The following is a 12,150-nucleotide window of genomic DNA, read 5'->3' as shown; positions in this document are numbered from 1 at the left end:
GGCAGAAAAAAAGCCGCGGGATCAGTACTTCCGTCCCGCGGCTTCCTTTTCCGCCATTTCTTCGGTAAACACGCTCTCCGGCGTAATGATTCGTTTTGGAAGCGTTCGTCCCGCCATCAGCTCCTTGACCGCCTGCATCAGGTTCGGCCCGAGCAAGGGATTGCACTCGACGACGCAATTGATTTTGCCTTCGGCCATCATCTCGAACGCTTTGCGCGTGCCGTCGACGGAAATGATGACGATATCCTTGCCCGGCTCCAGCCCGTATTCCTCGATCGCCTCGATCGCGCCGAGCGCCATGTCGTCGTTATGGGCGAATAACACGCGAATGTCCCGTCCCCGCTTGTTCAGGAACGATCTCATCGCTTCCTTGCCCTGCTCCTGCGTGAAATCCGCGTACTCGCTCTCCAGAATAACAAGATCCTCGCGCTTGGCCATAATCTCCCGGAAGCCCTTGCCCCGCTCGATGGAAGGCGACGAGCCCTCCGTTCCTTTGAGCTCCGCGATGCCGACCGGCCCGGCGAAATCCCGCGTCTTGTCGAGCAGGTATTTGCCAGCCTTGCGCCCTTCCTCGGTAAAATCGGACCCGATGAACGTCACGTACAACGACGGGTCGCTCACCTCCACGTTGCGGTCCGACAGGATAACCGGTATGCCCGCCTGCTTCGCTTCCTTCAGAATCGGCTCCCAGCCGGATTGCACGACGGGGGCGATCGCGATCACGTCGACCTTCTCGCCGATAAACCGACGAATCGCCTCGAATTGCTTCGTCTGGGACTGTTCGGCGTTATCGAAACGGAGCCGGATACCGGCTTCCGCCGCCGCTTCCTTCACCGAATCGGTGTTCGCGAGCCGCCAATCGCTTTCCGAGCCCAACTGCGAAAAGCCAAGGGTGAATTCCCGATCGGACACGACGGCGGCCGTTGCGGTTTCCTCTGAGGCTATTCCCGCCGACATCGTCGGATCGGTAGCCGGCGAGCCCGGTAACGAAGCCGATGAATCGCAGCCGAACATCATCAGGAGAAGCGCGACCGCCCCGATTACGCCACCCTTTTTAATCCAAGCAAAAACGCCTTTGGCGTCCACCGGACGCCGAAGAAGCTTTGCGTAGGGATCAGATGAGTATAAGGGAATCGGAAACTTATACTTTCTGATATTCCAAGTTTTCACTGCTTATCCCCCCAGGAGAATGCGCTTCCATTGCCAACCGTGGGTTCATTATACCAGAAAGCTCGCCATCTGTTGCTCCAACTTCGCCGATACCGCCTTTAAGTCCGACGACAAAGCGACTAGCTCATCCCCGATTTGCCGTTGGGACAAGCAAAGGGCGGCGACCTGATCGGTCGATGCGGACGATTGCTGCGATACGGCCGATACTTCCCCGATCGAATGGGCAATAATTTCTTGGCTGGCCTGCAGCCGCTCCATCGAGCTCTTGCCGGTATCGAGCCGTTCCTTTAGCTGAGCCATCAGTCCGTTGACATGATGGAACAGACGATGAACGGAACCGACGTCGACGGACATCTCCCGGAAGAACGGCTCCGCCGACCGCATGGCGTGAACGGCGGAACCGACCTCCTCGCGGATACCTTCCGCCAGCGTCTCCGCTTGCTTGATCGAAGCGTTGGATTGCTCGGCAAGCCTCCGGATCTCGTCCGCGATCACTTTGAAGCCCCCGCCGGATTGACCGCCTCGGGCCGCTTCGATAGAGGCGTTAAGCGACAGAATCGTCGTCTGCTTAGCCAGACGGGTAATCAGTCCCAGCATCTCCCGAATCGCCTCCGCGCCGTCCGCCAGACCGTTTACCTTATCTCCGAGCCGGCGAAAATGCAAGTCCGTCTCTTCCGTCTTCCGAAGCAGCATGCGGGCGGCGAGCCCTCCTTCCTCGCAATGATCATGTACGAGACGGGCCGCGTCCGACATCTCGCATTGCAGAACGAACGAATCGGACATCTCTTCCCCGATCCGGGAGACGCTGCCGCCGCTGCGTTCGGAGGCGGCGGCTAGCGATGCGGCGCCTTGCGCGATCTGATCCGCGGCCAGATAAATTTCCCGGGAGGAGTCGGCCGTTCTTCGGGCCGCTTCCGATACGAGACCGCTGGAAGCCAGCGCATCCTCGGCCGAAAGGCGCGCGTCCGCGACAAGCTGACCGATATGCGCCGTCATCTGGTTAAAGGCTGCGGAGACGTGTCCGATCTCGTCCTTGCTGCGATAGTTCATGCGGACTCGCAAGTCCCCGTCCGCCGCTTGCCGCATAAGCCGTTTCAAGCTTCCGAGCGGCTTGGCGACGAAGCGATAGATCCATAAGCCGACGAGTATCGCCACGGCGATGCTCGCGGCCACTGCCATATAGGTGACTTTGCGAATGTTCTCCGTCGCGCCGGTCAAGTCGTGAAGGGGGGCGGAGCCCGCAAGCATCCATCCCGTCACCGGAGATATCCGGTAGGCGACGAGCCGTTCTTCTCCCGAATCGTCTTTCCGAATCTCTTCCCCGGCGGCCGCGACTCCGGATACGGACGGGAGAATAGACTTCCAGCCGGCTTCATCCAACCCGCTTGCCGCGATAAGCCGATCTTCTCCGTCGGCAACGACCGTCTCCGCGTGCTCCCCCAGCTTAATCCCGTCGATCATGGCCTGCAGCGCCGTCGACTCGATCTGAATCAACAGCGCGTATTCGTTGGAGCCGACGTTCGACTTGCCTAGCAGCTTGGCGCAAGCGAATACCGGCTTCGCGGACGGCGCACCGCCGAGATAGCCTTGCGAAGAAATCGGCAGCCAGACCGGCTTTCCCTCCGTCTCGCGGATAAGCTTGATCCAATCGGCATCTTTGTCGGGTCGGCCCGCCTCCCGCTCCGTGCTGATCAGAGGGATGGGATCGGATAGCGACAGCAGCGAAATATTCCGGATTAGCGGATCGGACAACGCCAGACGGTCCAGCATCCCGAGGATGGCCGAGATCCGTCCGTCCAACTCGTCCGCGGGCATCGAACCCGCGTTGGCGAATTGGAACAGCTGCTCCTGAAACTCGCTGTTCTTGACGAGCTGATTCATCGAATCGAGGTAAAATTGCAGCTTCATGTCGAGTTTCTCGCCGGCGAGGGCGATCGTCTGCGCGGAGCTGGCGCGCGCTTGGTCTACGATAGCCGTCTTGGAAGCGGAATACGAGAACAGACCGAGCGAGGCGGACGTTAATCCGATGACGACGAAAAAGACGAGAAAGAGCTTCGTGCCGATCGAGCGCATGCGGATAGGCTCCCTTTTGTTTACGTCTTGGCCGACGAACGGCGCGCGCCAAGCATCCTTTGCAGGACGATGAACAGGAACAGCAGCAAGCCGATGACGATTTTCGTCCACCAGGAGCTGAGCGTTCCTTCGAAGCTGATGATCGTCTGGATCACCCCTTGAATAAGAACGCCGAAGACGGTCCCGGCGATATATCCGACGCCGCCCGTCAGCAGCGTGCCGCCGATGACAACCCCGGCGATCGCGTCGAGCTCCGTTCCGACCGCGTGCAGGCCGTAACCGGACAGCATATAGAACGTGTAGACGACTCCGGACAACGCGGAGCAGAACCCGCTGAGCGCATAGACGCCGATCTTCGTCCGGCCTACCGGGAGACCCATGAGCAACGCCGATTGCTCGTTGCCGCCGATCGCGTACACGTTCCGTCCGAACCGCGTATAGTGCGCCAGATAGATCGCGATCGCGACGACCAGCAGGGCAATCAGGACATTGATGGAGACGAAGCTTCCGCCCGGCAGTCCGACTTTCGTCTGCGCGACCTTCGTGTAGAAGGCGTTATCGATCGTAATCGTGTCGATGTTGATCACGTAGCAGAGACCCCGGGCCAAGAACATGCCGGCCAGCGTGACGATGAACGGCTGGATTTTGAAATAGTGGATGATCGCTCCCATCGTCCATCCGAAGACGGTTCCGATGGCCAGCACGAGCGGAATGACGACGGCGGGCGGCCACCCCTCCTGCTGGATCAGGGTTGCGGACACCATCGTCGTGAAGGCGATGACCGAGCCGACCGACAGATCGATTCCGCCGGACACGATGACGAAGGTCATTCCTACCGCGGTCAGGATCAGGAAAGCATTGTCGATCAGCAGGTTAAGCACGACCTGCATGGAGAAAAATCCGGTGTAGCGGAACGATCCCGCCGCGAACATGAGCGCGAACAAGCCGATCGTCACCCAAATCGGAAGCAGCTTACGGTCAAACATGGCGCGCCACCTCTTTCTCTCCAGGATAACGGCGCGTCTTCCAACGGTACGCGAGCGCCTTGCGGAAAGCTTCCGATTGGATGAGGCATACCGCGAGAACGACGAACGCCTTGACGACGAGCGTCACTTCGGGGGGGATCCCGACGGTATAGATCGTCGTCGACAACGTCTGAATGATGAGCGCCCCGACGAGCGTGCCCGTTAAGTAGAAGCGTCCGCCGTTCAAGGAAGTGCCGCCGATGACGACCGCGAGGATCGCGTCCAACTCGTACCATAGGCCGGCGTTGTTGCCGTCCGCGCTCGAGATGTTGGAGCTGAGCAGCAGCCCGGCGATACCGGCGCAGAGGCCGCAAAACATATAAACCGCGATCACGATGTACTTCGACCGAATGCCCGCGAGTCGGCTCGCCTCCGGATTGCAGCCGACCGATTCGATGAACATGCCAAGCGCCGTCTTGCGGGTGACAAGCGCGGCGATTGCGAACACCGCAACGACGACGAAAATGGAAAACGGCAGCGTCGCCAAGGAACCCGCGCCGATAAATTCGTATTTAGGGCTTGAAAGCGTGATGATCTGACCGTCCGTAATCAGTTGGGCGATCCCTCGTCCGGCGACCATCAGGATCAAGGTCGCGATAATCGGCTGAATGCCGGCACCGGACACGAGCAGGCCGTTCCATAAGCCAAGCACTACCGATAGCGCAAGCGCCAGTCCCACTGCGATAAGGACGAGGCCGAGTGAGTTCTGGTCGCCTCCCTTGCTGATCGTTAGGCAAGCCATCGCTCCGGCGATGGCGACGATCGAACCGACGGACAGGTCGATGCCCTTGGTCGCGATCACGAGAGTCATGCCGATCGCGACGAGAATAAGCGGCGCCCCGAAATTCAGAATGTCGATGACGTTGCCGTACAGATGGCCTCCCCGCATCTTAACGGAGAAGAAGTCCGGCGAATAGATCAGGTTGAACAGCAGCAGCGCGCCCAGCACGGCGAGCGGCCAAAATAAGTGGTGTTTCCTCATACGGTTCATTAGATTCGTTCGGTTCGTTTGATTCATCCGGCCCTCACCCTCCTGCGATAGCTTGCATGACGTTATGCGAATTCATGTCTTCGCCGGCGATTTCCTTCACGATCCGCCGGTCGCGCAGCACGGCGATCCGTTCGCAGACGCGCAGCACTTCTTCCAGCTCGGAGGAGATGAAGAGCACGGACATGCCTTGTTCCGACAAGGAGAGCACGAGCTTCTGAATGTCGGCTTTCGCCCCGATGTCGATGCCCCGCGTCGGTTCGTCCAGAATGAGCAGCTTCGGTTGCGTCAGCAGCCAGCGCGCCAAGATGACTTTTTGCTGATTGCCGCCGCTCAAGTTCTTCACCAGATGCTCCGGGTTGGGCGGATTGATATTGAGCGCCTTGATGTATTCGTCCGCGATCTCGTCCTGTTTCTTGCGGGAAATCGTCCTGAACCACCCGCGCGACGCTTGCAAAGCCAAGACGATATTCTCCCGGACGGTCAGCTCGTCGATGATGCCTTCCGTCTTCCGGTTCTCGGAGCAGAATGCGATTCCGCGCGAGATCGCGTGCCTTGGCGAACGCAGTCCATCCCCGCCCGCGGCGAACGTCAGCTTGCCTTCGTCGGCCTTGTCGGCCCCGAACAACAAGCGGGCGACTTCCGTCCGTCCCGATCCGAGCAGCCCGGCCAAGCCGACGACTTCCCCCTCGCTTATGGAAAGATCGAAAGGCTCGATCGCCCCCTTGCGTCCGAGGCCCGCCGCTTCGATCCATGGCGCGTCGCTAGCTGCCTTCCTATCCGAGGAAGCTCTCGCCTTTTCCTCGAATGCATGCAGCTCCTTGCCGATCATGCGGGAAACGAGCTCGATCCGCGGCAGCTCCGCCGCCATGTATTCTCCGACGAATTCGCCGTTGCGGAGAATGGTAATGCGATCCGAGATTTCGTATACCTGATCCAAGAAGTGAGTGACGAACAAGATGGCGAGTCCTTCGTTTTTCAGCTTGCGCATGATCGCGAACAGCTGCTGCACCTCGTTGCGGTCGAGGCTCGACGTCGGTTCGTCCAGGATGAGCACCTTGGCTGAAATGCTAAGCGCTCGGGCAATGGCGACGAGCTGCTGGACGGCCACCGAATACGATTCCAGATTGCGGGTGACGTCGATATGCAGCTGCATCCGATCGGCCAGCAGCGCAGACGCGGCCCGGTTCATCTCCTTCCACCGGATGCGCCCGAGCTTTCGCGGCTCTCGGCCGATGAAGATGTTCTCGGCCACGGTCAGGTTCGGGCACAAATTTACCTCTTGATAGACGGTACTGATGCCTGCGGCTTGGGATTCCTGAGGACTGTGGATGCGGATCGGACTTCCGTCCAGATGGACGGTTCCCTCGTCGACGGAATAGACGCCGGTCAGCGCCTTGATCAGCGTCGACTTCCCCGCTCCGTTCTCGCCCATCAGCGCATGGACTTCGCCCGGAAACAAGCGAAAGTCGACGCCTTTTAACGCGCGGACGCCGGGAAAGCTCTTGCGGATGCCCTTCATCTGCAGCATCGGGGTTCTGTCATTCGTCATTGGTTATTCCTCCTTAAGAGAAAAGCCGCCCCGACGCCATAGTCATCGGTAGCGGAGCGGCTTCGTCTTTCGGCATGTTTGCTCCCCTGAGTGAGCGGCTAGCCGGAATCGATTAGTATTGGCGGCTCGGAAGCGCCTCTTTGGCTTGCTCCGAAGTGAACGTGCCTTCCTTGGTTACGACGCGTTGCGGAATTTCTTTGCCCGCCAGCACGTCGTTAACGGCTTCCATCAGCTGCGGTCCAAGAAGCGGATTACATTCGACGATGAAGTTGATCTTGCCTTCGCTTGCGGCCGTCATGCCGTCTTTGACCGCGTCGACGGAGATGATGATGATGTCTTTGCCAGGAACGAGGCCGGCCGCTTCGATCGCTTGAATCGCGCCTAACGCCATGTCGTCGTTGTGGGCGTACAGAACGTCGATGTCTTTGTTCGCTTTCAGGAACGCTTGCATGACTTCTTTGCCTTTAGCGCGGGTGAATTCGCCCGTCTGGGACGCGATGACTTTCAATTTCGGATTCGCCTTGATCACGTCCGCGAAGCCCGCTTTGCGGTCGTTGGCCGGAGCGGAGCCCGTCGTGCCTTGCAATTCGACGATATTAATGTCATCTTGCGTATCCTTGTACTGATCGAGCACCCACTGGCCGGCTTTGCGTCCTTCTTCGACGAAGTCCGAGCCGATGAACGTTTTGTAAAGCGTCGTGTCCTTGGAATCGACCGCGCGGTCCGTCAGGATGACCGGAATGCCCGCGTCCTTCGCTTCCTTCAGCACGGTATCCCAACCCGATTCGACGACCGGCGAGAAAGCGATGACGTCGACCTTCTGCTGGATATAAGAACGGATCGCCTTGATTTGGTTCTCTTGCTTCTGTTGCGCGTCGGAGAATTTCAGGTCGAAGCCGGCAGCCGCCGCGGATTCCTGGATCGACTTCGTGTTGGCCGAACGCCAGCCGCTCTCCGCGCCGACTTGGGCGAAGCCGAGGACGACTTGCTTATCCGCCGCCGCGGGAGACGCGCTCGGGCTTGCGCTTTCCGACGCCTTAACCTCGGCGCTTGGCGACGGGCTAGCGTTGCCGCCGTTGTTATTGTTGTTTCCGCAAGCGGTTACGACGATCATCAATGCGGCTAGCGCGAGCGACACGCCCCATTTTCCTACTCTTTTCATTTTCTATTTCCTCCCCATCGGTTCACCATTTGTTGGTGTGAGCTCATTATAAAACGCTTACAATCGACGGTTATACGGACATTCGCGGCTGTTTCTATCGTTTTTATGGGAACTTGGGGAGGATGCCGAGCGGAATGTTGCGTTTTTTTGGGCAAAAGGTGGAGATTTCGATTCGCGATTCGAGGGACCGCCCTTTACGGATCGTTTTTTTGCTATAGTAGCAAGTAGAAGAGCCTCCGCAATCATCGGAATCAACGGAATTTCGCGCTTAGATAATTTGAACGAGAGAATAAGTTACGGTGAGTCTCAAATGTTAGCTGCCTTTAGTGCGCTGTAAGCAGGAAAAACCGGCTTACAGATCGGATATGCGAGCTCAGCGACGCTGTAAGCATGAAAAACCGGCTTACGGACCGGATATACAAGCTTAGCGGCGCTGTAAGCAGGAAAAACCGGCTTATAGGCCGGATATGCGAGCTCAGCGACGCTGTAAGCATGAAAAACCGGCTTACGGACCGGATATACGAGCTTAGCGGCGCTGTAAGCATGAAAAACCGGCTTACAGACCGGATATGCGAGCTCAGCGGCGCTGTAAGCATGAAAAACCGGCTTACAGACCGGTTATGCGAGCTCAGCGGCGCTGTAAGCATGAAAAACCGGCTTACAGACCGGATATACGAGCATAGCGGCGCTGTAAGCATGAAAAACCGGCTTATTGACCGGCCTAAGCTTGGAAAATCTTTGGTTCAACATACCTAGAAAGGAACCTGCGGGATGAATATCGTCGGGAAAATCACCTCTAGCCTGCGGGCCAAGCTACTGACCATGTTCGTGATCTTGACGTCGATTCCGCTCGTCGCGGTCGGCCTCGTCTCCTATCAGAAATCGTTCAACACCGTGTCCGGGCACAGCAAAGCGGCCACGATGCTCGTCGCCGACCGGCTCGCGCGCGACATCGACGTTCTGTTCCAGGATACCGGGAGGCTGCTCGAGCTCGAGAAGAGCCCCCAGGTGCTTCGGTTTCTATTTTCCCAGAGCGAAACGTACGACGATGCTAAATATTTATTGAAAACGTTCGATCTGTACCGCCAGACGTATACTTATGAAAGCGTGCTCAATATTACGATGATCAATCTGTACGGAAGAGGGATCAGCGAGCGCAAGGGCGTGTTTCAATTGGATCACAACCCGTTGCGTAATCCCCATTTCACGACCCTTATGAAGACGCCGATGGCGGTGCTGAACATTCCGCCTTCCGAAGCTTCCGAGCTCGATCGGCTGGACGGGTTTCTGTATCCCGAACGCAATGTCATCTCCATCATCGCGACGGTCAAGCAGCCGATTACGCACGAGGTCGTCGGCTTCATCGTCATCGACATCGACGATTCGGTCGTGAAGAGGTTCATCGATAACGTCGCGATCGGCAAAACCGGTTTCTTCTACGTAACCGACGCCAAGGGAGAATCGATTTTCACTCCGTCGCTTCTATCCGATCCCGAGCAAACGCGCGGCGATATCGACTGGAAGAACTACGCCGGCGTCGCCAGGGACAGCTTCGTCGACTCGTCCGTCGGCAAGCCGAAGTTCGTCGTGTTCGCCACGTCGCAGGAAACCGGTTGGAAGATCGTCGGATCCGCCCCCTTGCAGGAAATCGTGGAGGATGCCAACCGGATCCGCCAGCTGATCATCGTCAGCGTCGTCTTAAGCATCGTGTTCACGATCACGCTCTACTTTTTCATTACCTCTCGGCTCACCCGTCCGATTCAGCTGCTCAAGAGCAAGATGCGCCAGGCCGCCACCGGGTACCTCGACGCCAAGGTGAAGCCTTCCGGACGCGACGAGATCGCCGACCTCGGCAGCAGCTTCAATATCATGCTCGAGAAGATCAAAATGCTGCTGGAACAGAGCATCCGGGAGCAGGAGCAGATCCAGAAAGCCGAGCTGCGGACGCTTCAAGCCCAGATCAACCCGCATTTTATGTACAACACGCTCGACTCTATCGTTTGGATGGCCGAGGCCGGCAAGAACGAGCAAGTGATCCAGCTTGTGCAGGCGCTGTCGCGTTTTTTCCGGATCAGCTTGAACAAAGGGCGCGATTGGATTTCCATCAAAGTCGAGCTCGACCACGTGCAGAGCTATCTAGTCATCCAGAAGACGCGTTACCGCGACATTCTCGATTACGAGATCGACGTCGATCCGAAGCTCCAGGTGTTCCCGATTCTCAAGATGACGCTTCAGCCGCTCGTCGAGAACGCCATCTACCACGGGATCAAGAACAAACGGGGCAAAGGGCTGATCCGGATCGGGGCCGCCATCGAGCAAGCGCAGGATATCGTGCTGTTCGTCGAGGACGACGGCATCGGCATGAAGCCCGAACGATTGGATCAGTTGCGGGCTCGACTCGACGAACCGCGCGAATCGGGGTATGCCGAAGACGACCAAGATGACGGCGTGCCGGGGTTGGGCGGCTTCGGCCTGCAGAACGTTCACCAGCGGCTCAAGCTTTACTTCGGGGAGCGATACGGCCTCCATATCGATAGCGAAGAGAACGTCGGAACCCGCATTTCCGTTCGCATACCGAAAAAATAAGGAGGAATGGCGATGAAGAAGGTCATGCTGGTCGACGATGAAATCGTCATTCGGGAGAACATCCGGGATTGCGTCGATTGGGAGAAGGAAGGCTTCATCTATTGCGGCGATGCTCCGGACGGAGAAGTCGCGCTTCCGATGATCGAGAAGTGGATGCCCGACATTCTGATCACGGACATCAAGATGCCTTTCATGAACGGCCTGGAGCTGAGCGCCATCGTGCGCCAACGGCTGCCGGATACGAGAATCATCATTCTTAGCGGCCACGACGAATTCAATTATGCCCGGTCCGCCTTGCGAATCGGGGTCGAGGAATATTGCCTGAAGCCGGTCCGGTCGCTGGATCTCGTCAAGCTGCTCCATTCCGTAAGCGACAAGATCGATCAAGAGCGTCGGGACAAGGAGCGCAAGTCGTATACCCCCGCCAAGCTGTTCGGCGACTTATGCGGAGGGCTCGTCACGACGACGGAGGCGGTCGAAGCGGCGTCATCGCTTTCGCTAAGCCTGATCGCCTCGCATTACGCGGTCGTGCTGTGCGATATGAGGGATTCCGGCAATCCGGCGTTCACGGACTCGGCGGCCGTCGCCCAAGCGGAGAGAATCATCGACGACGCGATGCTCGCGCCCGCCGGCAGTTGGAGCTTCAAGCGCAGCCGGACGGAGAAAGCTTGGATCCTCAAGGGAGATTCCCGCGAAGAGCTCGGAGCGCAGATCGAACGAATTCGCCGGGAATGGATTCCCCGGTTGGAGGATGAGCTGCCAGGTTCGGTCATCTTCGGGATCGGCAGCGTGCAGGACCGGCTTCAAGGCATTCACGTCTCGTTCCTGGAAGCCGAGGAGGACCGCAACCTGCGCCGGATGACGCTGCAAAACCGGCAGACGCTGTGGGATTTGTCCGGCGGGACGACGGGAACCTCCGCCTACTTGGACCGGGCGCGCTTCGCCGAATTTCTGAAGATCGGAATGCCCGGCCAGAAGGATTCGTTCATCCGGGAATTCGCTGCCGGTCTCGCGGACGTCGATTGGCGATCGTCCATGTACGGCTACTACCTGCTGAACGACTTGACGCTGGAGTCGTTGCGGGAAGCGAAGCGGACTTTCCGGTCGGCGGAATCGTCCGAAGAGATCATCGCGGAGCTGCAGTCGGCCATCAGAGGAATCGCGAGCGTGGAGGAATGCCGCCGATACTTGGAGACGCTGCTGGAGAAGCTCTGGCAATGGAGAGCCGAAGCGTCTTATAAGTACGGGGATATGATCGCCAAGGTGAAGGCTTATATTCAAGAGCATTACGGAAACGACCAACTCTCTCTTCAGGACGCCGCCGAGCATGTCCGCGTTAGTCCGAGTCACCTCAGCAAGGTGTTCAGCCAGGAATCCGGCCAGCCGTTCATCGAATACTTGACCCAAACCCGCATCCGCAAATCGATGGAGCTGCTGCAGACAACCCGCGCGAAGTCGTACGAGATCGCTTATCAGGTCGGCTACAACGACGCTCATTACTTTTCCAACCTGTTCAAGAAAATAACCGGCATGACCACGCGGGATTTCCGGCGGCAAGGAATGCCCGCGGACCGGGCGACGGAAGGAGATTGAC

Annotated in this window: 9 protein-coding genes; 3 read left to right on the top strand and 6 right to left on the bottom strand. The window is 58.2% G+C overall.

All coding sequences use genetic code 11. From position 1 onward, the window contains the following. Window positions 1-21 precede the first annotated feature (21 nt). From ACFPPD_RS07540 to ACFPPD_RS07515, 6 genes are all read right to left on the bottom strand, one after another. Window positions 22-1,170: an ABC transporter substrate-binding protein gene (locus ACFPPD_RS07540; protein ID WP_378081721.1), complete on the bottom strand. Its 1,149-nt coding sequence runs from the start codon at window positions 1,168-1,170 to the stop codon at window positions 22-24. 48 nt (window positions 1,171-1,218) lie between these two features. Further along, window positions 1,219-3,243 carry a methyl-accepting chemotaxis protein gene (locus tag ACFPPD_RS07535; RefSeq protein WP_209749537.1) on the bottom strand — a complete coding sequence of 675 codons (2,025 nt, stop codon included), beginning with the start codon at window positions 3,241-3,243 and terminating at the stop codon, window positions 1,219-1,221. 20 nt (window positions 3,244-3,263) lie between these two features. Then, window positions 3,264-4,229, bottom strand: coding sequence for a galactofuranose ABC transporter, permease protein YjfF (gene yjfF / locus ACFPPD_RS07530; RefSeq protein ID WP_209749536.1), 966 nt, complete (start codon window positions 4,227-4,229; stop codon window positions 3,264-3,266). Beyond that, on the bottom strand, window positions 4,222-5,286 hold the full coding sequence (locus ACFPPD_RS07525; RefSeq protein WP_378081717.1) for an ABC transporter permease: 1,065 nt from the start codon (window positions 5,284-5,286) through the stop codon (window positions 4,222-4,224). The genes yjfF and ACFPPD_RS07525 overlap by 8 nt, the downstream gene beginning before the upstream one ends. 7 nt (window positions 5,287-5,293) lie before the next feature. After that, complete coding sequence (locus ACFPPD_RS07520; protein WP_209749535.1) at window positions 5,294-6,808, bottom strand: sugar ABC transporter ATP-binding protein; 1,515 nt, start codon at window positions 6,806-6,808, stop codon at window positions 5,294-5,296. Window positions 6,809-6,920: 112 nt separating this feature from the next. Next, a complete protein-coding gene (locus tag ACFPPD_RS07515) occupies window positions 6,921-7,970 on the bottom strand; it encodes an ABC transporter substrate-binding protein (protein ID WP_209749534.1) in 1,050 nt (349 codons plus the stop codon). A gap of 390 nt (window positions 7,971-8,360) precedes the next feature. Here ACFPPD_RS07515 and ACFPPD_RS07510 point away from each other — a divergent pair, with 390 nt between their 5' ends. From ACFPPD_RS07510 to ACFPPD_RS07500, 3 genes are read left to right on the top strand one after another with little or no spacing between them, the layout of a single operon-like run. Further along, window positions 8,361-8,726 (top strand): hypothetical protein, encoded by a 366-nt coding sequence (locus ACFPPD_RS07510; protein ID WP_209749533.1) that lies wholly within the window; start codon window positions 8,361-8,363, stop codon window positions 8,724-8,726. A 15-nt stretch (window positions 8,727-8,741) separates the two neighbouring features. Further along, a complete protein-coding gene (locus ACFPPD_RS07505) occupies window positions 8,742-10,556 on the top strand; it encodes a cache domain-containing sensor histidine kinase (protein WP_209749532.1) in 1,815 nt (604 codons plus the stop codon). Between the two features lie 12 nt (window positions 10,557-10,568). Then, entirely contained in the window at window positions 10,569-12,149 is a 1,581-nt protein-coding gene (locus ACFPPD_RS07500; RefSeq protein WP_209749531.1) for a response regulator transcription factor, read from the top strand. Window position 12,150: the final 1 nt, after the last annotated feature.

The sequence above is a fragment of the Cohnella suwonensis genome (assembly GCF_042655365.1).
In the GTDB taxonomy this organism is placed as follows: Bacteria; Bacillota; Bacilli; order Paenibacillales; family Paenibacillaceae; genus Cohnella; species Cohnella suwonensis.
Note: the sequence above shows the minus strand (reverse complement) of the source record. Positions and strands in the feature narration are given on the sequence as shown.